The organism is Streptomyces sp. NPDC127106, from assembly GCF_042677605.1.
Taxonomy (GTDB): Bacteria; Actinomycetota; Actinomycetes; order Streptomycetales; family Streptomycetaceae; genus Streptomyces.
The window spans coordinates 127,851-150,671 of the sequence record NZ_JBHXTC010000005.1; the positions used below are offsets into that span (position 1 = coordinate 127,851).

At 76.1% G+C, this 22,821-nt stretch carries 18 protein-coding genes and 1 pseudogene; 8 read left to right on the forward strand and 11 right to left on the reverse strand.

All coding sequences use genetic code 11. The features are described 5' to 3' along the window. Nucleotides 1-72: 72 nt before the first annotated feature. From ACFVGY_RS07640 to ACFVGY_RS07650, 3 genes are all read right to left on the reverse strand, one after another. Nucleotides 73-4,173 carry an AAA family ATPase gene (locus ACFVGY_RS07640; protein ID WP_385672578.1) on the reverse strand — a complete coding sequence of 1,367 codons (4,101 nt, stop codon included), beginning with the start codon at nucleotides 4,171-4,173 and terminating at the stop codon, nucleotides 73-75. Further along, nucleotides 4,170-4,646, reverse strand: a complete 477-nt coding sequence (locus tag ACFVGY_RS07645) for a hypothetical protein (protein ID WP_385672581.1) — start codon at nucleotides 4,644-4,646, stop codon at nucleotides 4,170-4,172. The genes ACFVGY_RS07640 and ACFVGY_RS07645 overlap by 4 nt, the downstream gene beginning before the upstream one ends. Nucleotides 4,647-4,752: 106 nt before the next feature. After that, nucleotides 4,753-5,226: a MarR family winged helix-turn-helix transcriptional regulator gene (locus ACFVGY_RS07650; RefSeq protein WP_385672584.1), complete on the reverse strand. Its 474-nt coding sequence runs from the start codon at nucleotides 5,224-5,226 to the stop codon at nucleotides 4,753-4,755. A 133-nt stretch (nucleotides 5,227-5,359) separates the two neighbouring features. Here ACFVGY_RS07650 and ACFVGY_RS07655 point away from each other — a divergent pair, with 133 nt between their 5' ends. From ACFVGY_RS07655 to ACFVGY_RS07680, 6 genes are all read left to right on the forward strand, one after another. Continuing rightward, nucleotides 5,360-5,770, forward strand: a complete 411-nt coding sequence (locus tag ACFVGY_RS07655) for an organic hydroperoxide resistance protein (RefSeq protein WP_179173396.1) — start codon at nucleotides 5,360-5,362, stop codon at nucleotides 5,768-5,770. Between the two features lie 196 nt (nucleotides 5,771-5,966). Next, nucleotides 5,967-6,875, forward strand: coding sequence for a CHAD domain-containing protein (locus ACFVGY_RS07660; protein ID WP_385672587.1), 909 nt, complete (start codon nucleotides 5,967-5,969; stop codon nucleotides 6,873-6,875). A 163-nt stretch (nucleotides 6,876-7,038) separates the two neighbouring features. Beyond that, nucleotides 7,039-8,679: a phosphoglucomutase (alpha-D-glucose-1,6-bisphosphate-dependent) gene (gene pgm / locus ACFVGY_RS07665; RefSeq protein ID WP_385672590.1), complete on the forward strand. Its 1,641-nt coding sequence runs from the start codon at nucleotides 7,039-7,041 to the stop codon at nucleotides 8,677-8,679. 110 nt (nucleotides 8,680-8,789) lie between these two features. Further along, nucleotides 8,790-10,016 (forward strand): FAD-dependent monooxygenase, encoded by a 1,227-nt coding sequence (locus ACFVGY_RS07670; RefSeq protein ID WP_385672592.1) that lies wholly within the window; start codon nucleotides 8,790-8,792, stop codon nucleotides 10,014-10,016. A 182-nt stretch (nucleotides 10,017-10,198) separates the two neighbouring features. Then, on the forward strand, nucleotides 10,199-10,858 hold the full coding sequence (locus ACFVGY_RS07675) for a hypothetical protein (protein ID WP_385672595.1): 660 nt from the start codon (nucleotides 10,199-10,201) through the stop codon (nucleotides 10,856-10,858). Nucleotides 10,859-11,118: 260 nt separating this feature from the next. Further along, nucleotides 11,119-11,853 carry an SOS response-associated peptidase gene (locus ACFVGY_RS07680; RefSeq protein ID WP_385672598.1) on the forward strand — a complete coding sequence of 245 codons (735 nt, stop codon included), beginning with the start codon at nucleotides 11,119-11,121 and terminating at the stop codon, nucleotides 11,851-11,853. An 18-nt stretch (nucleotides 11,854-11,871) separates the two neighbouring features. On the opposite strand, the gene ACFVGY_RS07685 is transcribed toward ACFVGY_RS07680, so the two are convergent. The 4 genes and pseudogenes from ACFVGY_RS07685 to ACFVGY_RS07700 all read right to left on the reverse strand — a co-directional run. Continuing rightward, nucleotides 11,872-13,095 carry an anhydro-N-acetylmuramic acid kinase gene (locus ACFVGY_RS07685; protein WP_385672601.1) on the reverse strand — a complete coding sequence of 408 codons (1,224 nt, stop codon included), beginning with the start codon at nucleotides 13,093-13,095 and terminating at the stop codon, nucleotides 11,872-11,874. Continuing rightward, nucleotides 13,092-14,435, reverse strand: a complete 1,344-nt coding sequence (locus ACFVGY_RS07690; protein WP_385672604.1) for an MFS transporter — start codon at nucleotides 14,433-14,435, stop codon at nucleotides 13,092-13,094. Before ACFVGY_RS07690 ends, ACFVGY_RS07685 begins: the two co-directional genes overlap by 4 nt. A 103-nt stretch (nucleotides 14,436-14,538) precedes the next feature. Further along, nucleotides 14,539-15,933, reverse strand: a complete 1,395-nt coding sequence (locus tag ACFVGY_RS07695) for an NADP-dependent succinic semialdehyde dehydrogenase (protein ID WP_385672607.1) — start codon at nucleotides 15,931-15,933, stop codon at nucleotides 14,539-14,541. A gap of 299 nt (nucleotides 15,934-16,232) precedes the next feature. Then, nucleotides 16,233-16,766 (reverse strand): annotated as a pseudogene (locus ACFVGY_RS07700) (DoxX family protein); the annotation flags it as partial. A 151-nt stretch (nucleotides 16,767-16,917) separates the two neighbouring features. Between ACFVGY_RS07700 and ACFVGY_RS07705 the strand changes: the two are divergent. Continuing rightward, nucleotides 16,918-17,400 carry a Rieske (2Fe-2S) protein gene (locus ACFVGY_RS07705; protein WP_385672610.1) on the forward strand — a complete coding sequence of 161 codons (483 nt, stop codon included), beginning with the start codon at nucleotides 16,918-16,920 and terminating at the stop codon, nucleotides 17,398-17,400. A gap of 98 nt (nucleotides 17,401-17,498) precedes the next feature. Here ACFVGY_RS07705 and ACFVGY_RS07710 read toward each other — a convergent pair whose 3' ends face one another. From ACFVGY_RS07710 to ACFVGY_RS07725, 4 genes are all read right to left on the reverse strand, one after another. Continuing rightward, nucleotides 17,499-18,386, reverse strand: coding sequence for a nucleoside hydrolase (locus tag ACFVGY_RS07710; protein ID WP_385672861.1), 888 nt, complete (start codon nucleotides 18,384-18,386; stop codon nucleotides 17,499-17,501). Nucleotides 18,387-18,690: 304 nt separating this feature from the next. After that, nucleotides 18,691-19,809, reverse strand: a complete 1,119-nt coding sequence (locus ACFVGY_RS07715) for a CapA family protein (RefSeq protein ID WP_385672613.1) — start codon at nucleotides 19,807-19,809, stop codon at nucleotides 18,691-18,693. A gap of 82 nt (nucleotides 19,810-19,891) precedes the next feature. Next, a complete protein-coding gene (locus tag ACFVGY_RS07720; protein ID WP_385672616.1) occupies nucleotides 19,892-20,560 on the reverse strand; it encodes an alpha/beta fold hydrolase in 669 nt (222 codons plus the stop codon). 52 nt (nucleotides 20,561-20,612) lie between these two features. Further along, nucleotides 20,613-21,629 carry an NADP-dependent oxidoreductase gene (locus tag ACFVGY_RS07725; protein WP_385672619.1) on the reverse strand — a complete coding sequence of 339 codons (1,017 nt, stop codon included), beginning with the start codon at nucleotides 21,627-21,629 and terminating at the stop codon, nucleotides 20,613-20,615. A gap of 71 nt (nucleotides 21,630-21,700) precedes the next feature. On the opposite strand from ACFVGY_RS07725, the gene ACFVGY_RS07730 reads away from it, so the two are divergent. Next, the gene (locus ACFVGY_RS07730) at nucleotides 21,701-22,711 is read left to right on the forward strand and encodes a GlxA family transcriptional regulator (RefSeq protein WP_385672621.1); all 1,011 of its coding nucleotides are present in this window, start codon (nucleotides 21,701-21,703) and stop codon (nucleotides 22,709-22,711) included. Nucleotides 22,712-22,821: the final 110 nt, after the last annotated feature.

The window sequence follows — 22,821 nt, forward strand, 5'->3', positions numbered from 1 at the left end:
GAATCTACGCCGCCGGGCCGCTCGGCCGGGCTCCGCCACGGCCGCCGCGGGGACGGGCCGCCATCCCGGTCGTCACGGCTGCCGGCACCCCGACGTGTAGGGCGCGTCGGGCAGGTGGCGGCGCCACAGGTCGCGGTTGCGCGGGCCGGCCGTGGCCGCGCACAGGCGGGGCAGCAGGCGGGTCGGGTCGGTCTCCCAGACGCGCACGGTGTTGTCCCAGCCACCCGTGACGAGGGTGTGGCCGTCCGGGGCGAAGGCCACGGTGCCCACGGGCAGCGTGTGCCCGGTCAGCGGCCCGCCCGCGGGGGCGCGGCCCGCCACGTCCCACAGCCGGACCGTGGTGTCGGCCCCGCCGCTGACCAGGCCGCGGCCGTCCGGGCTGAAGGAGAGCGCCTTCACGTCGCTCTGATGCCCGTGCAGCTCGCCGGCCGGCGTGATGCCGCGCGCCGGGTCGGCGGTATTCCACAGCCGCAGGACGCCGTCGGCGGTACCGGTGGCCATCAGCCGGCCGTCGGGGCTGAAGGCGAGGCTCGTCACGAAGCCGCGCTCGCTGATCTGGGCCCCGGCGAGCGGCTGCGGCCGGTCCGGCTTCGTCAGGTCCCACAGCAGGACGCTGCGCTCCACGGCGGTGTTCCCGCTGCCGGAGGTTGCGCCGGCGAGGTAGCGGCCGTCGGGGGTGAAGGCGACGATGCGGATGTCCACCGCCTGCCCGAACCAGGTCAGGGGGCCGCCCCGGGCCGTGGGCCGGGCCGGGTCCGAGAGGTCCCACAGGGTGGTGACGGCGTTCTCCTGCCGGTTGTCCGTGGTGGCGAGCGTCCGGCCGTCCGGGCTGAAGACCAGCGCGTTGAAGCTGCCCGGCAGCGGGCTGCCCAGGCGTTTCGGGCGCGCGGGATCGGCCGTGTCCCACAGGTGCAGCGTCCCGTCCACGCCGGACGCGGCCAGCAGGCGCCCGGTCGGGCCGTACGCCACCCAGTCGAGGCGCTCCGCGTCCAGCGGCCCGCCCACCGGACGCGGCACGACGGCATCCGCGGGTCCGGCGGGCGGCGGAAGCTCGTACAGCCGGACGCGGCCCTCGAAGCCGAGGGCGGCCAGGACCCGGCCGTCGGCGCTGAGCCGGGCCGTGCCGTGGCCGGAGAGCACCGTCGGCGGCAGGGCCCAGGGTCGGATCGTCCCGTCGGCGCCGCCGCTGAGCAGGGTCCGCCCGTCGGGCGTGAAGGCGAGGCCGTTGACCCCGCCGGTCTGCCCGGTCAGCGGGGCGGAGCGGAAGGTGCGGCGGGCGAGGTGCGGGTCGGCGATCACCCACAGGGCCACGGCGTTGTCGGCCCCGCCCGCGGCCAGGGTGCGCCCGTCGGGGCTGAAGTCCAGCGTGGCCAGGGCGTTGGTGCTGCCGAACAGCGGATTCCCGATGAGGGACGCACGGCCCGGGTCCGTGGTGTCCCACAGCCGTACGGCGGTGTCGTAGCCGCCGACGGCCAGCATGCGCCCGTCAGGGCTGAAGTCCACGGCGCTGACGGTGCCGAGGCTCCCGGTCAGCGGGCCGCCGAGCGGGGTGGGCGGCCCGGAGCCGGCGACCTGCCACAGCTGGACGGACTCGTGCCCGGAGCCGCCCGGGGCGGCGGCCCGCGTGGTGGCGAGGGTGCGGCCGTCCGGGCTGAACGCGAGGGCCGGCACCACCCCGAGGCCGGGCGTCGGCGCGCCCCGGGGGCGCGGGGCGGCGGGATCGCCGACGTCCCAGAGCCGGACGGTCAGGTCGCCGCGGCTCCCGGCGGTGGCCAGGGTCCGGCCGTCGGGGCCGAAGACGACGTTCGCGGTACTGGTATGGGCGGGAACGGGCTGCCCGAGCGGGCGTGGCCGGGCCGGATCGTGCAGGTCGTACAGGCGGAGCGAGCCGTCGACCCCGCCGACGGCCAGCACCTGCCCGTCGGGCCGGAAGGACAGGGCCAGTGGAGTGCCGCCCAGCTGTTCGCCGACCGGCGCGGGGACGGCCAGCGGCACGGGCACCGGCGGGGGCACCGGCGGGGGCGCGCCGGGGGCGCCCGCCGTGTCGGCGGAGGGCAGGTGCCACAGTCGCAGGCCCTTGGGGGAGGCCCCGGCGAGCAGGGTTCCGTCGGGGCTGACGGCGATCGCGGTCACCGGCCCGTCGTGGGAGACGGCGCCGGGGGACACCGGTGCGTTCTGGTCCGAGATCAGGCGGCTGCGCAGGTCGGCCGTCGGCCCGAGCCGGTAGGCGGCCAGGTCGAGCTGCGTGGCGAACGCGCTGTCGGCGGCGCGGACCTGGTCCGCGGTGGCGGCGATCTGGCCGCGTACCGCCGTGTCGCGTTCCCTGCCCGCCGTCGCCGCCTGCCGGGCCGCGACCACGGCGCCGCCGGTCGCCAGTACGGCCAACGCCGTCAGGGCGGCGATCACGGCCTTGCGTAGCCGGGCCCCGCGCGCGGCGTGCCGCCGTGACGCGGCCAGGAACGCGTCGGCCCCGGCCGGCGCGGCGGTGGCGCGGACGGCCTCCTCCGCTTCGGCGAGCCGGCTGCCCCCGTACAGCAGGCTCGCGTCGCGACTGCCGTCGGCCCACTGGGCTGCGTCCTGGGCCAGACGCCGGCGCAGCCGGTGGCCGGCCCGGTCCCGGTCGACCCAGTCCCGCAGCGCGGGCCAGGCGTTGATCAGCGCCTCGTGGGTGATGACCACGGCGTTCTGGTGCTCGGTGAGCAGCCGGGCGCGCGTGAACGCGCGCAGGACGGTCTCCACCGCCTCGCGCTCGATGCCGTGGGTGCCCCGTGCGGCGTCGAGCAGGCTCGCGCGGGCCATCGGGGCGCGGGTGTCCGCCGTACGGTCGCCGACGTTCACGAGCTGGACGAAGACCCAGGGCGCGGCCCGCCGGGCCGCCGGGCCGAGGCCGGCGTGGACGCGGTCGGCGGTGGTGGCGACGGCCGCGCGGATGCCGCCGGTCTGCCGGTAGCCCCGGACGGTGAGGGTGCCGCCGCGGCAGACCTGCCAGGTCGCCTGGAGGGCGTGGGCGAGCAGCGGGAGCCGGCCCGCCTCGGAGGGTTCCGCGGGCTCCGCCTCCGGGGTGCGTGCGGCGGCTCCCTTCGGGCCGGGCGGCGCGGGTGCCCGTCCGGCGGGGGCGCCGAGGTCACCCAGGTCCTGCAGCAGCAGGTCGACGAGCTCGGGCTCGACGCGCAGTCCCACCAGGCCGGCGGGCAGGAGCACCGCGGCCCGCAGCTCCCGCTCGCTCATCGGCCCCAGCAGCATGTGACCGTGGCGTACGGCATCGCGCAGCTCGGGGTGGACGGCGCCGGCCGCGACGAAGTCGGCCCGCAGGCTCAGGACCACGAGGGCGGCCGCGGGGGTCGCCGCGGTGCCCGCCGCCAGGTGGGCCAGGGTGGCGAGGAAGGCCCGGCGTGCCGCCGGGTCGGTGCAGACCGTGAAGAGCTCCTCCAACTGGTCGACGACGAGCACGATCCGCGGCGCGGCCTCGCCCGGCCGGTGTTCCGGGGCGCCCAGCGCCTCCCGGACGAGGGCCTCGGCGGCCGCCGGCCCCGCCGCGAGCGCCTGCCGCATCCGCGCGGCCGCCGCGTCGCCGAGCTGCCCGGCCAGGGCGTCGGCGAGGGCGTCGGCGAGGGCCGCGACGGGCCGGGCCGTGGGGGTGAGGAGGGTCTGGGGCCAGCGGGCCGAGCCGGGCAGCGCGCCGCGGGCGACCAGCGGCAGCACCCCCGCGCGCAGCAGCGAGGACTTGCCCGCCCCGGACGGGGCGACGACCATCAGCGGTCCGCCCGGATCCAGCCGCTGGGCGAGCAGCTGGAGCACCTCCGAGACGGCCTGGTCGCGCCCCTTGAACCAGAGGTGCTCCTCCGGTGCGAAGGAGCGCAGTCCGGGGTACGGGCACGGGGGTCCGGTGCCGGCGCCGTCCGGTCCGGGACGGCCGGGCAGGACCGCCTGGTGGACGAACGGTCCGTCCCCGACGGCCACGACGACGTCGCCGCCCGCGATGAACGCGGTGCCGCTGTCGCGCACCTCGGTGTGCAGGACGGTGCGGCCCCCCTCCGGGCCGGGCGGCGCCGCGGGCGGCTGCTCAGGCGCGGGCCGTGGCGCCGGCGCGGGCGGCTGTTCCGGCGCGGGCCGTGCCTCCGGCGCGGGCGGCTGTTCCGGTGCGCGCGGTGGCCGATCGTCCTCTGCGGTCATCGGATGTTGACGGTCATGTCCCGGGCGGCCACGTACACGGTGCCGTGGTCCCGCACGTGATTGGTCACGGTGGGCGCGCTGCCCGAGCCGTCGCCGGCCCCGGAGCCTTCGGGGCCTGCCGCCGCGCCCGGCGCTGGAGCGATCTCCTCGGTCAACTGCCTGATCGGCCCGACCAGTTCGGGGTGGCGCAGCAGCAGCTCGCGGAACCGGTCGCGCCAGTCGGCGGCCAGGGCTTCCTCGGCCGCCGTGTCCCCGGCGTGCCGGGCCTCGGCCAACCGGGAGCGCAGCACGACGAGTTCGGCGTCCAGCTCGCGCTCCGTCCGTGCGCCGTCCTCCGGTTGCCCCGCCGGGTCCTGTCGGCCGGGCCGGGCCCGGCGCCACAGGGCGACGACCCCCTCCCGGGCCTGCTGCCAGGCGTCCGTTGCCATGGCCTGCACCAGTGACGCTGCCGCGGCGGTGACGATGTCCTCCATGGCTGCCCCCCTCCGGATACGAGGGTAGGAGGCGCCGGGCGCACCGGGAAGCGGTTTGCGCGGGTTGCCCGCGCCCCGCCCGCTCCGGCGGCTCCGGTCTCCTCGGTCACACCTCCAGGGCGGCCGCGTCCAGGGCGGCGGTGAGGCGGTGCAGGCGGGTCTGGAGGTCCCGCATCTCGGCGAGGTCGAACCCGGTGGCGGCGGCGATGCGGCGCGGGACCTCCACCGCGCGGGCGCGCAGCTGCGTACCGGCCTCGGTGAGGACGGCGTGGACGGAGCGCTCGTCCTCGGTGCTGCGCTCGCGGCGGATCAGCCCGGCGGCCTCCAGCCGCTTGAGCAGGGGGGAGAGGGTCCCCGAATCCAGGCGCAGGCGGTTGCCGAGCTCCTTGACCGGAGTGGTGCCGTGCTCCCAGAGCACCAGCATCACCAGGTACTGGGGGTAGGTCAGGCCGAGGTCCTTGAGGATCACCCGGTAGACGCCGCCGAAGGCCCGGCTCGCCGCGTTCAGGGCGAAGCAGATCTGGCCGTCCAGGCGGAGGAAGTCCTCGTCGCGGAGGGTTTCGGTGTGCTGCTCGCTCATGCCGGCCAGTGTACCGGGCGCGCCTTGCGAGTCATTCAGTTGTGCACAACTAAATTGTGTGCTCTAGTAGTGGACGTCGGCCGGACACGAACACCGGCCGGCACGAGGAACCACCACCGCGAGAGGAACCCCGATGGACGCGCTGTACACCGCCGTCGCCACCGCCAACGGCCGCGAGGGCCGCACGGTCAGCTCCGACGGCCAGATCGACCTCGCGCTCGCCATGCCCCCGGCGCTCGGCGGCAACGGCCAGGGCACCAACCCCGAGCAGCTCTTCGCCGCCGGCTACGCGGCGTGCTTCGCCAGCGCCCTCGGCCTGGTCGGCCGCCAGGCGAAGGTCGACACCGGCGAGGTGTCCGTCACCGCCGAGACCTCCATCGGCAAGGACGGCACCGGCTTCGGCCTGGCCGTCACCCTGCGCGTCGAGCTCCCCGAGTCCCTCGCCGGCGAGACGGGCGCCCTGCTGGTCAAGCAGGCGCACGAGGTCTGCCCCTACTCCAAGGCGACCCGCGGCAACATCCCGGTCGAGCTCGTCATCGAGTAACGGACGGGATCGGGCGGCGGCCCGTCACCGCGGCCGCCGCCACCGTCACCCGGCCATCACCGCCGTGACCCGATCGGGGGCAGTGCCCGCGCCCGGTTTTCGCCACGGCTCCCCTCGGGTAGACCGTGCCCACCATGGGCGGCTCCGGCCCGGACCGGCCGGCCGGCGCGCACGCCACCTGGGGGAAGGAACGCTGATGAGGGTGCAGGCCGCGGCGGCCGTCGGCGCGTACGTACAGCGGGAACGGGACAGGCTGGTCTCGCGCGAACCGCTCGTGCGCCGGGACCGGCCGGGGGCGGTGAAGGTGATGCGGACCGCCTCGCGCCGGCTGCGCAGCGTCTGGCACGCCCTGGAGCAGTCGGGCACACCGGTGCCGCCGGCCACGGCACCGGCCGCGGGGACCCCCGCCGGCGCCGCGTCCGGCGCAGCTCCCGGAGCACGGCCCGGCGGGCTCCCGGAGGAGTTCACCTGGCTCAACGAACACCTGGGCCGCGTCCGGCACTTCGACGAGACGGCCCACCGGATCGCGGCACACGCCCCCATGGCCGGCCGCCCGGCCCGCTGGACGCTGCTGCGCCTGGAGGAGTCGCGCGGCCCGGCCCGCCGCGAGCTGCTCGCCGCACTCGACGGGCCCCGCTACCGGTCCCTCGTCGCCGAGCTCGACGCCAGGGCCGACGCCCCGGTCCCGCAGGGCGCCGCCGGGGGGTTCGGCGACTGGTTCTGCGCGGCCTGGCCCGCGCTGGCCGAGGACTTCGCCGCGGCCGCGGCCATCGCGGACCCCGAGGTCCGGGCGGACGAGCTGCACGAGGTGCGCAAGGCCGCCAAACCCGTACTGGACACCGGCCGCAGCGTGGCCCGCGCGTACCCCGGGCTGCTCCGGAACCCGCTGCGGGTCCTCGGCGCGCTGCACGACGCGCTCGGCGAGCACCAGGACAGCACCGTCTGCCGCCGCACCGTCGCACCGTGGGCGGACGGGGCTCCGGACACCGAAGTCCGCGAAGCGCTGCGGGAGCTGACGCAGCGTGAGCACGCCGTGGTCGCGGCCGTCGAGGCCCGCCTGGCCGTCCTGCACCGCGAACTCGCCGGGCTGAGCCCCGGCCGCTGACCCGCGGCCGCCGGTCCCGGACCGCCCCGGGGGCGGGGGAGCCGGGGCGCCGACGGTCGCCGCGGGGCGGGAACACGGCCGGGGGCCGCCTGTGCGGGCAGGGTCCCGGGACGACACAATGGCCGGTGTTGTTCTCTTTGGACCAGTACGGAGGAGCCGGCACATGCCGAACGAACGAGCAGGGCAGCAGGCGGGCCCGGACGACCTGATCGATGTCGCCCGGCTCGTCACCGCGTACTACGCCCTGCACCCCGACCCGGCGGACCCCGCCCAGCGCGTCGCCTTCGGCACGTCCGGGCACCGCGGCTCCTCCCTCGCGACCGCGTTCAACGAGGACCACATCGCCGCGACCAGCCAGGCCATCTGCGAGTACCGGGCGCAGCAGGGCATCGACGGGCCGTTGTTCCTCGGCGCGGACACCCACGCGCTGTCCGAGCCCGCCCGGGTGACCGCCCTGGAGGTGTTCGCCGCCAACGAGGTCACCGTCCTCGTCGACAGCGCCGACGGCTACACCCCCACCCCGGCCGTGTCGCACGCCATCCTCACCCACAACCGGGGCCGCACCTCCGGCCTGGCCGACGGCGTGGTCGTCACCCCCTCGCACAACCCGCCCGCGGACGGCGGCTTCAAGTACAACCCGCCCCACGGCGGACCGGCCGGCTCCGACGCCACCGGCTGGATCCAGGACCGCGCCAACGAGATCATCACCGGCGGCCTGAAGGAGGTCCGCCGCCTGCCGTACGCCCGCGCCCGGGCCGCCGCGACCACCGGTACGTACGACTACCTCGGCGCGTACGTCCGCGACCTGCCCTCCGTCCTCGACCTGGACGCCGTCCGCGCCGCGGGCGTGCGCATCGGCGCCGACCCGCTGGGCGGCGCCTCCGTGGCGTACTGGCAGCGCATCGCCGAGGAGCACCGCCTCGACCTCACCGTCGTCAACCCGCACACCGACCCCACCTGGCGGTTCATGACGCTCGACTGGGACGGCAAGATCCGCATGGACTGCTCCTCCCCGTACGCCATGGCCTCCCTGATCGAGGGCCGCGACCGGTTCCAGATCGCCACCGGCAACGACGCCGACGCCGACCGGCACGGCATCGTCACTCCCGACGGCGGCCTGATGAACCCCAACCACTACCTGGCCACCGCCATCGACTACCTCTACCGCCACCGCGAGCAGTGGCCGCAGCGGGCCGCGGTCGGCAAGACGTTGGTCTCCTCCGGGATGATCGACCGGGTCGCCGCCGACCTCGGCCGCGAACTGGTGGAAGTACCCGTCGGATTCAAGTGGTTCGTCGGCGGGCTGTCCGCCGGCACCCTCGGCTTCGGCGGCGAGGAATCCGCCGGCGCCTCCTTCCTGCGCCGCGACGGATCCGTGTGGACCACCGACAAGGACGGCATCATCCTGGCCCTGCTCGCCTCGGAGATGCTGGCCGTCACCGGGCAGACCCCCAGCCAGCGGTACGCCCGCCTCACCGAGCGCTTCGGCGAACCCGCGTACGCCCGCATCGACGCCCCCGCCGACCGGGAGCAGAAGGCGGTCCTCGCCCGCCTGTCGCCCGAGCAGGTCACGGCCGACACCCTGGCGGGGGAGCAGGTCACCGCCGTCCTGACGCACGCGCCCGGGAACGGCGCCGCGATCGGCGGCATCAAGGTGGCCACCGAGCACGCCTGGTTCGCGGCCCGCCCCTCCGGCACCGAGGACGTGTACAAGATCTACGCCGAGTCCTTCCTCGGCGCCGACCACCTCAGCCGCGTCCAGCAGGAGGCCCGGTCGGTCGTATCGGCCGCGCTGGCCGGCTGACCCCCCACCCACCGCGCCAGCACGCCGGGACGTCCGAAAACCGACCGTCACCGGGCCGCCCCCGCCTAGGGTGGCGGCCCGGATCCGGGACGGGCGCGAAAGGGGCAACCATGCGGGGTGGCAGGGTCGCGGTGGTCGGCGGGAGCATCGCGGGCTGTGCGTTCGCCTCGGCGGCGGTCCGGGCCGGCGCCGACGAGGTGCAGGTCCTCGAACGCACCCGGGGCCTGCTCGCCGACCGCGGCGTCGGCCTGTGCATCCACGACGACCGCGCCGCCGAGCTGGCCGCCGTCGGCGCCCTCCCCGCCGGTATCGCGGCGCATCCGCTGACCCGGCGGCGGTGGGTGGTCCGGGACCCGGACGCCGGACCGGGCGGCCGCCTCTTCTGGGAGCAGCCCTTCCCCTTCCACTCCTACCACTGGGGCCTGCTGTGGGGCGGGCTGCGCGACGCGACCCCGGACCGGGTGGCCTACCGGCAGGGCGCCACCGTCACCGCCGTGGCCGACGGGGCCGCCGGAGGCGGCCAGCAGGCCGAGGTGGCCCTCGCGGACGGCGGCACCGAACGGTACGACCTGGTGGTCGGCGCCGACGGATACCGGTCGGTGGTGCGCGAGGCCGTCTGCCCCGGATCCCGCCCGCAGTACGCCGGGTACGTGTGCTGGCGCGGCAACGTCGACGTCCGCCGCCTCGCGGACGCCGGCGTGGAGCACGGGCCCGGCGACGCCGTCACCACCGTCTGCTTCCCCGGCGGCAGCTGCGTCGTCTACCGCATCCCCGGCCCGGACGGCCCGCGCGTCAACTGGGTGCTGTACGCCACGCCCCCGCGGACCGGACCCCTGCCGTTCGACGACCCCACCAGCTTCCCGCCGGGCCGGGTCACCGACGAGCTCACCGCCCACCTGGCCGAGCTGCTGGAGAGCGGGTTCCCGCCGTACTGGGCGCGGATCCTCGCACTGACGGAGCGCCAGAACACCCACGTCCAGCCCATCTACGACCTGCACACCGACCGCATCGCGTCCGGCAGGCTGCTCCTCGCCGGCGACGCCGCCAGCGTGGTGCGCCCCCACAACACCAGCGGCGCCGCCAAGGCCCTCCAGGACGCCAGCGCCTTCGAGGCGGCCTGGCGCGGGGCCGGGAGCTGGGACGGGCTGCTGGACGGCTACCGGGCCGCCCGCGGCGCGGCGGGCCGGGAGATGGTGGCACTGGCCCGCAGGCTGGGGCGGGCCCAGGTGGAGCGGACCCCCGCCTGGTCGGACATGGACGGGGCCGCGGCGCAGGCGTGGTGGGAGGGCCAGCTCGCCGGCGCGGCGGACATCGGGGGCCAGGCCATGACCCGCTGACCCGGTACACGGGCCGCGACCCGCCGCCCGTGTCACCCACAGGGGGGCGGATCGCGACAGGTCTCGGCCATCGGCGGCGCACTGCCGCCCGCGGGGGCCTCCCCGCCCGTACGGTGAGCCCGGCGCGCCGCCACCGAGCGGGCGGCGGGCGTACGGCGCCGAGGGGAACGGAGGGTCCGGGCATGGGACGGCGGCTGGGCGTGCTGGTGGCGGTCGGGGTGCTGGTGCTGGGGGCGGTGGGCGCCGGACCGGCCCAGGCGGCCCCCGAGACCCGGGACTGCCCGGCGGGGGAGCTCTTCGCGACGAACAACACGGCGGTCATCACGGACCCGGACGACCCCCGGCTGGAGGACCGGCTGCACCGCTTCGACCGCGAAGTGCGGGCCGTCATCCGTGCGCACGGCGCGCGCCCCGCCGGGTCGACCCTGCTGGACGGGGTGTTCTGGTCCGTCGACCTGAAGCGGGCCACCTACGAGCGCTCGCGGAAGTTCGACGTCGACCGGGTCGGCGCCGCAGGCCTGCGCCACCTCGCCGACACCGTGCGCAAGGAGTACGCGCAGGAGGCCGTCCTCACCTTCCGCTGCCTGCCGCGCACCTCGCCCCGGACCGACGCCGCCGAGATCGAGGCGCCCGGGGTCTCCGCGACCGCGCTGCGCGAGGCGCTGCTCGCTGACCCGGAGGCCCGCGACCGGCTCGGCGGCGGCTCGGTGGCCCTCGACGGACGGCTCCTCCTCGTCACCCCGCTCGCCGACCTTCCGCTGGCCCGGCGCTTCGCGGACCGGCTCGGCGTCGACTGGACCACCGCGAAGATCCGCTACGGCGACTCGGAGTTCGTCTCGTAGCCGTCCGGCACGCTCCGGCACCCTCCGGGACGGCCCGACCGCTGCGCCCGTCGACAGCCCGCCGGGTTTCGTACCGCACCGCCCGGTACCGGCCCGGGCCGGCTCGGCCTACGCTGGAGACGGCGGCCGCCTGCGGTGAGCGGCCCGGGCGGTCGCCCCGGCGGCTGCGGGCACGTACCCCTCCTTGTTCCCCGCGCCCGCGGCGCCGGACGCGCCCCGCATGCGCCGACTGCGCGGGCCGAGGTGGCACAGTGGACGTCATGTGCGGACGCTACGCCTCCTCCCGCGCCCCCGAGGACCTCGCCGGCCTGTTCGAGGCCGCCTGGGACCCCCGGGAGACGCTCGCACCCAGCTGGAACGTCGCCCCCACCGACCCGGTCTGGGCCGTCCTGGAACGCCCCGACCGCGAAAGCGGCACCCTCGTGCGCCGACTGCGCCCCCTCCGCTGGGGCCTGGTCCCCTCCTGGGCGAAGGACGCCTCCGGCGGCGCCCGGATGATCAACGCACGGATGGAGACCGTCCACGAGAAGCCGGCGTACCGCCGCGCCTTCACCCGCCGCCGCTGCCTGCTGCCCGCAGACGGCTTCTACGAATGGCAATCCGTGCCCGCCACCGCCACGGCGAAGGCGTACAAGCAGCCGTACTTCATCGCCCCCGAGAACGCCTCGGTGATGGCCATGGCCGGACTGTACGAGTTCTGGCGCGACCCTGCCGTCACCGCCGAGGACGACCCGGACGCCTGGCTCGCCACCACCACGATCATCACCACCGAGGCCGTCGACGCGGCCGGCCGGATCCATCCCCGCATGCCGCTCGCCCTGGACCCCGGCGACTACGAGGCCTGGCTCGACCCCGCGCACCAGGACGTCGACGCGCTGCGCGCCCTGCTCCATACCCCGGCGGACGGCCGGCTGGAGGTCCGCCCGGTCACGACCGCCGTCAACAGCGTCCGCAACAACGGCCCCCACCTCCTGGAACCGGCCCCCGCGCCCTGAACCACGCCCGGCCCGTGCTCACGGCCCCCGTACCACCAGCGCGTGCGGCGCCCGGGCCGGGGGCGCGGGCAGCCGGAGCGGGCGCCGGCCCGGGGTGATCGAGCCCAGCACCCGCGGCCCGCCGGCCCCGGTGCACCCGGGGGCGTTGCCCGGCAGCCCGTGCAGCGTGAGGTAACCGAGGACGGCGAACGCGTACGCCTCCTTCGCCGCCGCGGGCAGGCCCAGCTCCTCCGAACCGCGCACGGCCGTGCGTCCCGCCAGCTCCTCGCGGAGCATCCCCATCAGCACCGGGTTGCGGACCCCTCCGCCCGACGCGAAGACCTCGGTGGCCCGCAGCGGGTGCAGCGCAGCCGCCACCGTGCGGGCGGTCAGCCGCGTCAGCGTGGCCACGAGGTCCTGCGGCGAGGGCGCCGGTCCCGCGCACCCCGCCAGGACGGCCCGCAGGTAGCCCGCGTGGAAGAGCTCCTTCCCGGTGGTCCGGGGCGGCGGCAGCCGGTAGTACGGCTCCGCGAGCAGCCTCTCCAACAGCGGCTCGTGGACCCGTCCCGCAGCGGCGAGCGCGCCGTCCTCGTCGTACGCGAGCCGCCCGCCGGTCAGGTCGCGGACGGCGGCGTCGACGAGCGCGTTGCCCGGCCCGGTGTCGAAGGCCATCGGCTCACCGCCGCAGGGCAGCACCGTGAGGTTGGCGATGCCCCCGATGTTCAGGGCGGCGGGCACCCCCGGGCGCCCCCGCAGCAGCATCAGGTCGACGAGGCTCACCAGCGGCGCGCCCTGCCCGCCCGCCGCCACGTCCCGCGGCCGGAACCCGGAGACGACGGGGCAGCCGCTGGTCTCGGCGATCCAGGCGGGCTCGCCCAACTGGAGGGTGCCGTGCACGCGGCCGGCGTCGGCCCAGTGGAACACCGTCTGACCGTGCGAGGCGATCAGCTCGGCACGACCCGCGCACAGCTCGCGGTCGGCGCGGGCCGCCACGGTGGCGAAGGTCTGCCCGATCCGCATGTCCAGGCGGCAGACCTCGGCCAGGGTGGTGCGGGCGGGCGGCAGGGCGGCGGCGAGGGCGCCGCGGACCTCGTCCGGATACGGGTCGCTGACCATGCCCAGCGGGGTCAGGTGCAGGGTGGTGCCGCCGTCCCCGTCCCCGTGGTCGCCCCCGTCCCTGTGCCCGCCGGACAGCTCCAGGTCGGCGGCCGCGGCGTCGATGGCGTCGTACGAGGTCCCCGACATCAGCCCGACCACCCTCATCGCAGCGGCTCCCGGTGGTCCTCGCCGCCCAGCGTCAGCAGCGCGGCGGCGCTCACCGCGCACGCCCCGGCCGCGTAGAAGGCGGGCACGTCCGGGCTGCCGGTCCGGGCGGTCAGCGCCGTGATGACGAGGCCCGCACACCCGGAGAACAGGGCGTTGGCCAGGGCGTAGGCCACGCCCAGGCCCGTGCAGCGGATCCGGCGCGGGAACATCTCGGCGAGCATGGCCGGCCCCGGCCCGGCCAGCAGGCCCACCAGGGCCCCGGCGAGCAGCACCGCCCCGGCCTTGGCCCCCGGCGCCGCCGCGGGCGACTGGAGCAGGCGGAGCAGCGGCAGGGCGAGCAGGACCACCGACAGGGCCCCGAAGACCATCACCGGGCGGCGGCCGATCCGGTCGCTGAGGGCCCCGGCGGGCAGGATGGCCGCCGCGAAGCCGAGGTTGGCGAGGGCGGTGGCGAGGAGGGCGTCCCGGACGGACGTGCCCAGGACGGCCTGCAGGTGGGTCGGCAGGACGACGAGGAAGGTGTAGCCGGCCGCCGACCAGCCCATGACCCGGCCGATGCCGAGCACGACGGCGTGCACCAGCGGTCCCCGGCCCGGCGCCCCGACGGGCGGGAGCCAGCCCGCGGGATCCGGGCCGGCGCCGGCGACCGGGGCGGCCGGGGCGGGGGCCGGTGGCTCCGTCACGCTGGTGCGCAGCCACAGGGCCACCACCCCGAGCGGCAGGGCCAGCAGGAACGGGATCCGCCACCCCCACCCGTACAGGGCCGCGGTCGGCAGCACGGTCGCGAGGAGCGCCGCCGTGCCGGCACCGGCCAGCAGGCCGAGCGCGACGGTGAAGGACTGGAACGCGCCGTGCAGGCCGCGGCGGCCCGGGGGAGCGTGCTCCGTCATGAGGGAGACCGCACCGCCGAACTCGCCGCCCGCCGAAAGCCCCTGCAGCACCCGCAGGACGGTCAGCAGGACGGGGGCGGCCACACCGATCGCGTCCCGGGTCGGCAGCAGCCCGATCGCGGTGGTGGCGAGGGTCATGACGGTGACGGACGCGACGAGGGCGGGCCGGCGGCCGGCACGGTCGCCGAGTCGCCCGAACAGCAGGGCGCCGACGGGCCGGAAGAAGAACGCGAGCGCGAAGGAGGCGTACGTCGCGACGAGCGCCCCGGCGCCGCCGGCCGGGCCGCCGGTGGCGAAGAAGTTGTCGGCGATGACGGTGACGAGGCAGCCGTAGACACCGAACTCGTACCACTCGACGAGGTTGCCGACACAGCCGGCGAGCAGCGCCCGCCGGGACCGGGCGGTGCGGGCGTCGGCGATCGCCGGACGCAGTTCGAGAGGACTCACCCGTGCTGCGTGCCCCCTCGGCGCCCGCCCGACGCCTGCGCGGGCCGTGGTTCAGCAGAACGGCTGCGGTCGGGCGGGTGAGGGGGGATGGGGCGGGCCCGGGTCAGCCGGCCGCCTGCCAGACCGTGGTGACGTTGCAGAACTCGCGGATCCCGTGCCCGGACAGCTCCCGGCCGTAGCCCGACCGCTTGACGCCGCCGAACGGGAGGGCGGGGTGCGAGGCGGTCATGCCGTTGACGTAGATGCCGCCCGCCTGGAGGTCGCGGACGAACCGCGCGACGTCCTCGTCGTTGCGCGTCCACACGTTCGAGCTGAGCCCGAACGGCGTGTGGTTGGCGCGCGCCACCGCTTCGTCGAGGTCCGCCACCCGGTAGAGCGTCGCGACGGGCCCGAAGGTCTCCTCCAGGTCGATGCGCATGTCCGGGGTGATGCCGGCGAGCACGGTGGGCTCGTAGTACCAGCCCTGCTCCAGCGCCGGCGGCCGGCGCCCGCCGCACAGGATCTCCGCACCGCCGCGCACCGCGTCGTCGACGAGCTCCTCGAGATCGGCGCGGCCCTTCTCGGTGGCGAGCGGGCCGACGTCGGTGCTCTCCAGCATCGGGTCGCCGACGCGCAGCGCCGCCATGCCGGCGGTGAAGCGCTCCGCGAACTCGTCGTACACGTCGGCGTGCACGATGAACCGCTTGGCGGCGATGCACGACTGCCCGTTGTTCTGCACCCGCGCGGTGATCGCCGTCCGGACGGCCCGCGCGATGTCCGCCGACGGCATCACCACGTACGGGTCGCTGCCGCCCAGCTCCAGGACCGTCTTCTTGACCTCGTCGCCCGCCGCCGAGGCGACCGCGCGGCCGGCCGGCTCGCTGCCGGTCAGGGTGGCCGCGGCGACCCGGCGGTCGCGCAGGACTCCCTCGACGGCGTCGGACCCGATCAGCAGGGTCTGGAAGCAGCCGTGCGGGTAGCCGGCCCGTTCGAAGAGGTCGCCGAGGTAGATGGCCGTCTGGGGAACGTTCGAGGCGTGCTTGAGCAGGCCGACGTTGCCCGCCATCAGGGCGGGGGCGGCGAACCGTACGACCTGCCAGAGGGGGAAGTTCCACGGCATGACGGCGAGGACCACGCCGAGCGGCCGGTAGTGGGCGCGCACGGCCGCGGCCCCGCTGTCGCGGACGTCGGAGTCCGCGGGCACCTCGTCGGCGAGCAGGCCTTCGGCGCGCTCCGCGTACCACCGCATGGCCTTCACGCACTTCGCGGCCTCGGCGCGGGCCGCCGCCAGCGGCTTGCCCATCTCGGTGGTCATGGTCCGCGCGATGTCCTCGTTGTCCCCCTCCACCAGGTCGGCGGCGCGCTGGAGCAGCGTCGCCCGCTCGGCGAAGCCCGTCCTGCGGTACGCGTCGAAGGCGCGCGCGGCATCGGCGAGGCACCGCTCGATGCCGTCGGGCCCCAGCGTGTCGAAGGTGCGGACCGTCTCCCCCGTCGCGGGGTTGACCGTGGCAATCGGCATCCTGGCTCCTCGTCCGTGTCGCCGTCGGCCCCGGCCCTCCCTGTCGGCCGGCGACCGCCTCCTCGACCCTGCCCCCTGGGGCACACCCGTGCAACGCGGCGCGCGTACGGCGCGGGAGCGGGGCCGCGTACGGGCGAGCGCACGGCCGGCGGTGCCCCGCTTCACACCCGGGCGGACAGGTTCCGCCCCGCGGCGGACAGGTCCCGCGCCGCGGTCGACACGTCCCGCCTCCCGGATTGCTCCGGGAGGCGCCAGATGCGGGGCCCGCTCTGCACGTCCGGCCCGGCCGCCGGGGCGAGCCGTCGGCGGCGCCGCAGCAGGACCGCGTCCAGGGACAGGGCGGGTGCGCCGACGAGCACCAGCGGGGTCCACGCCATCAGGTAGGCCAGGTCGTTGCCGTAGTAGTACGGGGTCGCCGCCCAGCTGACGGTCAGCCACAGGCTCAGCGAGATCAGGCCGCCGCCGAGCGCCGCGACCCGGGTCAGCAGGCCGGCGAGCACCGCCAGCCCGACGGCCAGTTCCCCGATGGCCATGGCGAAGCCGAAGCCGACCGGGTCGCCCAGCGCCAGGTCGACCAAGCCGGGCACGGCCGCCGCGTCCCATACGGACTGCATCTGCTGCCCGATCGAGCCGTCGCCGGCGGCGGACAGGAAGACCGGATCGGTCAGCTTGTCGAGGCCGGCGTAGACGAAGGTGAGGCCGAGGAAGAGCCGCAGCGGCAGGAGGGCGTGGCGGGCCGCGTGCCCGCGCACGGCGGAAGTGAACGTGGGCGCCGCGGTGTTCGCCGACGTGTTCGCCGAGGTGTTCGTCGAGACGTTCGTCGAGGTGTTCATACGCTGCACACGGCGCGGGGCCCGGCGCGGTTCGAACGCATGCGATGTGCGGGAGCGTTGAACCGGCCACGGCGGATTGGCGTGTTCCTGTTGAGGCCGGGGAGACATACGATGCCCCGGTTCGTTTCCGGGACGAAGAAGGAGACACGGTATGGGCAACACCACAGGCCGGCGCACGGTCCTCGCGGCGGGCGCCGCCTCCCTGGCGGGAGCGGCCCTGAGCGGCTGCGGCGCCGACGGCGGCTCCGACGCCTCCGGCGCGCAGGACGCCCCGGCACCGGCCGGCTCCGAAGCGGGCGCCCCGCAGCCGGCCGGCTCGGCCGCGGCCCCGGCTCCCGCGGGCGGCGGGAAGGCCCTGGCGCGCACCGCGGACATACCGGTCGGCGGCGGCAAGGTGTTCAAGGACCAGAAGGTCGTGGTGACCCAGCCGACCGCGGGCCAGTTCAAGGCCTTCTCGGCGACCTGCACGCACGCGGGCTGCTCGGTCGCCTCGGTGAAGGACGGGAAGATCGTCTGCCCCTGCCACCAGAGCCTGTTCAAGGTGTCCGACGGCTCGGTGGCCGGCGGCCCCGCGACCAGCCCGCTCGCGCCCGCCCGCATCACCGTGGCCGGCGACAGCATCACCCTCGCCTGACGGAGGCGGGTTCTGCGGCCGCGCCCGGGCGTGACGGCCGCGGGGTGGCGGCGGCCGGGACCGTACCGCCGCCACCCCCTCCCGCCCCGCGGCGGCCGTCAGGGGGCGGGGGAACCGAGCACGGAGACCGCGGCGAGCACCCGGTCCCAGAAGCGGTCCGCCTCCAGGGCCGTCGCCACCCGCGCGTTCACCGGCCGGTCCGTGCGGCCGTGCAGGTCGACGACGGTCGCACCCCGCGTGTACCGGCCGGCGAGCTCCACCACGACGTTGGCGTCCACGCAGTGCACGAGCCCCGGGTCGATCACCCGGGCCACTGCCACCGGATCGTGCAGCGGCGGGTCCGGGAACCCGTACAGCTCGCGGTAGGCGGACGCGAAGAAGGTCAGCAGTCCGGCGCAGATCCCGCCCAGCTCGGTGCCCAGCGCCTCGAACCGGGCCACCACCTCGGGGGTGGCGAGCGCCTGGTGGGTGACGTTGAGGCCGCACACGGTGAGGGGGACGCCGCTGCGGAAGACGATGTCGGCGGCCTCCGGATCGGTCTGGACGTTGAACTCGGCGGCCGGGGTCCGGTTGCCGCGCTCCGTCGAGCCGCCCATGAGGACGATCTCGCGGATCCGGGCGGCGTCCTGCGGGTAACGGGTCAGCAGCAGGGCGATGTTGGTCAGCGGGGCGGTCGGGACGAGGGTCACCGGCTCCGGATGGTCGTTGAGGATCCGGTGCATCAGGTCCACGGCGTGCTCCGGCACCACGTCCACCGCCGGCTCCGGGAACTCGGGACCGTCCATGCCGGACGCGCCGTGCACGTCGTCGGCCACCGCCAACGGCTGGACGAGCGGCCGGTCACAGCCCGCCGCGATGGGCACCCCGGTGATGCCGGCCACCGTGCAGACCCGCCGCGCGTTCAGGGTGGTCTTGGCGAGCGTCTGGTTGCCCGCGACGGTGGTGATGGCGAGCAGCTCCACGGCCGGGTCGCCCGCCGCCAGCATGATCGCGAGGGCGTCGTCGTGCCCGGGGTCGCAGTCGATGATGATCGGTACAGGACGTGCGGCAGACGCGGACGGCGCGGCAGACGCGGGCGGCTCGGACGGCTCGGGCGGCTCGGACGGCGCGGACGGCTCTGACGGCGCGGACGGTTCGGGCATCGAGTCTCCTCGGATCGCTGATCCCGGCGTGATCAGTGTGCCCGCGCGGTGCGGACGGGACCAGCAGGCCCGGGCGGTGCCGGTGCCTGCCGCCGCGTCACGTCAACCGGGCTGCCGGTCACTTCGGCACGGTGGTCGGTGTGCCGCTTCAGGACGGGACGAGCGTCCAGGTGTGCGGTGCTCCGGAGGCGTCGTCCCGGCTGCGCAGGCCCGTGCCGATCCGGTCCAGGAGCTGCCGCAGCCACCGGGAGTCCTCCGCCGTGGCGAGGCACAGGCGCAGCGCGCGGGCCTGGAAGGCGGTGATGCCGAGGCCGGTGAGCCGGCCGGTGTCCGGGTCCAGCGAGGCGAGGTAGAGCAGGCGCAGGTCGTCGCGGTACTGCGCGTAGCCGCTGATGCCCTCGTAGTCGTCGATGAAGTCGCCGCAGCCGTGCAGGATCAGCCGGCCCCGGTACAGCTCCAGCGGGCGGGGGTGGTGCGAGGAGTGGCCGTGCACGAGGTCCGCGCCGCCGTCGACGAGCGCCCGGGCGAAGGCGGTGTGGTCGCGGGGGACCGTGTAACCCCAGTTGGACCCCCAGTGGACCGAGGCCACCGCGAGGTCCCCCGGCCGTTTCTCCTGCCGTATCCGCCGGGTGAGTTCGCGCGCCGCCGCCGCGCCGGGCCCGGCGACGTACGCCACACCGGACCGGCTCTCGGTCGCGGCCCAGTCGGCCGGGATGCCGCTGGAGGGCAGCCCGAACGAGAACACCAGCAGGCGGCGGCCGCCGCCGAGCGGGACCGCGGCCGGTGCGGCCGCCTCGGTGGCGTCGCCGCCCGCCCCGGCCGTCCGCAGCCCGGCCCGGGACAGCGTACGGAGCGTCTCGCTCAGGCCGCGGCGGCCGAAGTCCAGCACGTGGTTGTTGGCCAGCACGCACACGTCGGGGCGGGCGGCCGCCAGGCAGGGCAGGTTGTCCGGGTGCATCCGGTAGTGGACCGCCTTGCCGGGGGCGAAGTCGTCGCTGCGCGTGACGGAGGTTTCCAGGTTGATCACGCGGGCGGCCGGCGCGGCCGCATCGAGCACCCCGAGGGCGTCCCCCCACGGCCAGTCGAAGCCGACGGGCAGGTCGGGCAGCGGCCCGTTCACGGTCTCCGCCAGCCCCACGTAGTCGCGGGCGTCCCGGACGTACCCCTCCCGCAGCTCCGGATCACCGGGACAGGGCAGGATCTGGTCGACGCCGCGACCGAGCATGACGTCGCCGCACAGGAACACCGTGACCGCGTCGGCACCCACATCCCCAGGCTAGGGCGTATCCCCGGGCCGGCACGTGTCCCCCGGCCGGGGCGCCGTCGGGCCGCCGCGGACCCCGGCCGGGTCAGCCGTGCTCCAGGAGCACCTTCAGCAGCTCCTCGGGCGCGTCGCGCATCACGTTGTGGCCGCTGTCCACGGCGTGCGTCCGCCACTCCGGCAGCCTGCTGAGCCGCTCGTACAGGTCCGTGAAGGGCGACGGCGTCGGCCACTGCGTGGCGTAGACGTACGACTTCGCGGCGAAGCGGCCCGGGTCGCCCTCCAGCCGTATCGCCTGGAGCAGCGAGGCCAGCGGGTGCGGGGTGGTGCGCGGATCGAAGAACGGCAGCGGGGCGCTGGTGTAGCCGTTCTCGCCGGTGCCGCCCAGATACCAGGCGCGTTCGTTTTCCGAGACCAGCGACCAGGTGGACTGGCCGTCCTCGGGCACCATCGCGTCCACGTACACCAGGCCCTTCACGCGGTCCGGCATCCGGTCCGCGGCGCCGGTGACGACCATTCCCCCGTAGCTGTGCCCGACCAGGACGGCGTCGGTCACGTTCTCGTCGGCCAGCAGGTTCACCACGTCGTCGATGTGGGTGTCCAGGTTGACCGAGGCGGTCAGCAGGTGTTTCCGGCTGCCGAGGCCGGTCAGGGTCAGCGGGTAGGCCTCGTGCCCGGCGCGGCGCAGCTCGCGGGCGAGGGGTTCGAAGGTCCAGGCGCCGTGCCAGGCGCCGGGGACGAGTACGTACGTCGTCATCACGGACTCCGGAAGGTCGGGGGGACGGAGGGACGGGAGAAGGGGGCTCTGGTCAGGCGTCGGCGGGGGTGTAGGCCGCCGTGGTCAGGACGATCTTGCCCTGGGTGCGGCCGGACTGGGAGCGCCCGTGCGCCTCGGCCGCCTGCGCGAGCGGCAGCACCTCCGCCACATGCGGGCGGAGTTCGCCCCGCTCGACGAGGTCCACGAGTGCCTGCATCCCCGCCCGGTCGGCCTCCACCGCCATGAACACGGCCCGGACGCCGAGCCGGCGCGCCTCGTCGGCCAGGGCCGCCTCGGCCGGGGAGGCGAGGGAGACCACGAGGCCGCCGGGGCGCAGGGTGCGCAGCGAGCGCGGGCCGTACGCGCCGCCGATGGTGTCCACGACGACGTCCACGTCCGAGACGGCCTCGGCGAAGTCCGTCGTGCGGTAGTCCACGGCCTCGTCGGCGCCGAGGGAGCGGACGAAGCCGTGCTTGGCGGCGCTCGCGGTGCCGATCACGTGCGCCCCGCGCGCCTTGGCGATCTGCACGGCGAGGTGTCCGACCCCGCCGGCCGCCGCGTGGACGAGGACCCGCTGTCCCGGCTGCACGTCGGCGGTGTCCACGAGGGCCTGCCATGCGGTCAGTCCCGCCAGCGGGAGGGCGGCGGCGGCCACGTGGTCGAGGGCGGCCGGCTTGTGGACGAGGTGCCGGGCGGGGGAGGTGGCGTACTCGGCGTACGTGCCCGCGGGGGCGGGGTGTCGGGGCATGCCGAACACCTCGTCGCCGGGCCGGAAGAGCGTGACGCCGATCCCGACGGCCTCGACGGTGCCCGACAGGTCCCAGCCGAGCGGGACGGGCGGCACACCGGTGCCGGCGAGGCCGCCGGTCGCGCGGTGCCACACGTCGGTGGGATTGACCGCCGTGGCGTGGATCCGTACGAGCACCTCGGCGGGCCCGGGCACGGGCCGGTCGGTCGTGGTCAGGCGGAGGACTTCGGGGCCGCCGAACCTGGCCTGGGTCACGGCCTGCATCTGCGGGGCCGAGATCGGGGTCGGGGTCGCGGTCGCGGTGTTCGGCGTCGTCGTCATGCGATCAAGGTTGCCGGGCGGGATCCGGCGGAACGAGTGGCCGGACTGCCATGATCTGCAAACATCTGGCCATGACTGCTGAGCGCATGCACCGCGTCGTCGTCCTGGCCCTCGACGGGGTCTACCCGTTCGAGATGACCATCCCGGTACGGATCTTCGGGACGGCCGAAAGCCCGGACGGCACGCCCTTGTACGAGGTCCTGACCTGCAGCCTCGACGGCCGTCCGGTCCGCACCAGCGCCGACTTCGCCATCACCGTGGAACACGGTGCCGAGGCGGTCGCCACCGCCGACACCCTCGTCATCCCGCCCTTCGTCTGCGGCCCCGGCGCCGACGGCAGCGACCCCGCGGAACGCGACTGGCTGCCCCCCGAACTCGGCGCCGCCCTCGGCCGGCTGCCCGCCGGCGCGCGGATCGTCTCGATGTGCACCGCCTCGTACGTGCTGGCCACCGCGGGCCTGCTCGACGGCCGCCGCGCCACCACCCACTGGAACGAGGCCGAGCACTTCCAGCGCGCCTTCCCCCGGGTGGAGGTGGACGCGGACGTGCTGTTCGTGGACGGGGGCCGGGTCCTCACCGCCGCCGGCGTCGCCGCGGGCGTGGACCTGTGCCTGCACCTGCTGCGCCGCGACCACGGCAGCGTCGTCGCCAACCGGGTCGCCCGGCTGTGCGTCGTCCCGCCGTGGCGGGAGGGCGGCCAGGCCCAGTTCATCGAGCGGCCCGTGCCGGAAGCGGCGCGGACGAGCACCTCGGACACCCGCGAGTGGGCCATGGGCCGGCTCGGCCGCCCCCTCGCACTCGCGGAGCTGGCCCGGCACGCGGGGATGAGCGTGCGAACCTTCTCGCGGCGCTTCCGCGACGAGGTCGGGATGACTCCGGGCCAGTGGTTGACCCGGCAGCGCATCGAACACGCCCGGCGCCTGCTGGAGGCCACGGACCTGCCGGTGGACCGGATCGCCGAGGAGGCGGGCCTGGGCACCGGCGCGTCCCTGCGCAGGCACATGGCCCTGACGACCGGGGTGGCGCCGCTTGCGTACCGCCAGACCTTCCGGGCCAAGGCGGCGGAGGGCACCGGGAGCTGACGCCCCGTGCGCCCCGGCCGGCAGGCGCGTGCCGGCCCCGCGGGCCGGCCGGGCCGGGCCTGCCGGCGGTACGGTTGTGCCCCGACGCCGGTACGGCCGTGCCCCGGCGC

Coding starts and splice junctions, on each gene's coding strand:
- ACFVGY_RS07675 (WP_385672595.1), top strand. CDS start 10,199: ATGGGACGGCGGCTGGGCGTGCTGGTGGCGGTCGGGGTGCTGGTGCTG.
- ACFVGY_RS07730 (WP_385672621.1), top strand. CDS start 21,701: ATGACTGCTGAGCGCATGCACCGCGTCGTCGTCCTGGCCCTCGACGGG.
- pgm (WP_385672590.1), top strand. CDS start 7,039: ATGCCGAACGAACGAGCAGGGCAGCAGGCGGGCCCGGACGACCTGATC.
- ACFVGY_RS07695 (WP_385672607.1), bottom strand. CDS start 15,933: ATGCCGATTGCCACGGTCAACCCCGCGACGGGGGAGACGGTCCGCACC.
- ACFVGY_RS07710 (WP_385672861.1), bottom strand. CDS start 18,386: ATGCTGGCGGCGGGCGACCCGGCCGTGGAGCTGCTCGCCATCACCACC.
- ACFVGY_RS07725 (WP_385672619.1), bottom strand. CDS start 21,629: ATGACGACGACGCCGAACACCGCGACCGCGACCCCGACCCCGATCTCG.
- ACFVGY_RS07660 (WP_385672587.1), top strand. CDS start 5,967: ATGAGGGTGCAGGCCGCGGCGGCCGTCGGCGCGTACGTACAGCGGGAA.
- ACFVGY_RS07670 (WP_385672592.1), top strand. CDS start 8,790: ATGCGGGGTGGCAGGGTCGCGGTGGTCGGCGGGAGCATCGCGGGCTGT.
- ACFVGY_RS07655 (WP_179173396.1), top strand. CDS start 5,360: ATGGACGCGCTGTACACCGCCGTCGCCACCGCCAACGGCCGCGAGGGC.
- ACFVGY_RS07650 (WP_385672584.1), bottom strand. CDS start 5,226: ATGAGCGAGCAGCACACCGAAACCCTCCGCGACGAGGACTTCCTCCGC.
- ACFVGY_RS07685 (WP_385672601.1), bottom strand. CDS start 13,095: ATGAGGGTGGTCGGGCTGATGTCGGGGACCTCGTACGACGCCATCGAC.
- ACFVGY_RS07645 (WP_385672581.1), bottom strand. CDS start 4,646: ATGGAGGACATCGTCACCGCCGCGGCAGCGTCACTGGTGCAGGCCATG.
- ACFVGY_RS07680 (WP_385672598.1), top strand. CDS start 11,119: ATGTGCGGACGCTACGCCTCCTCCCGCGCCCCCGAGGACCTCGCCGGC.
- ACFVGY_RS07705 (WP_385672610.1), top strand. CDS start 16,918: ATGGGCAACACCACAGGCCGGCGCACGGTCCTCGCGGCGGGCGCCGCC.
- ACFVGY_RS07640 (WP_385672578.1), bottom strand. CDS start 4,173: ATGACCGCAGAGGACGATCGGCCACCGCGCGCACCGGAACAGCCGCCC.
- ACFVGY_RS07720 (WP_385672616.1), bottom strand. CDS start 20,560: ATGACGACGTACGTACTCGTCCCCGGCGCCTGGCACGGCGCCTGGACC.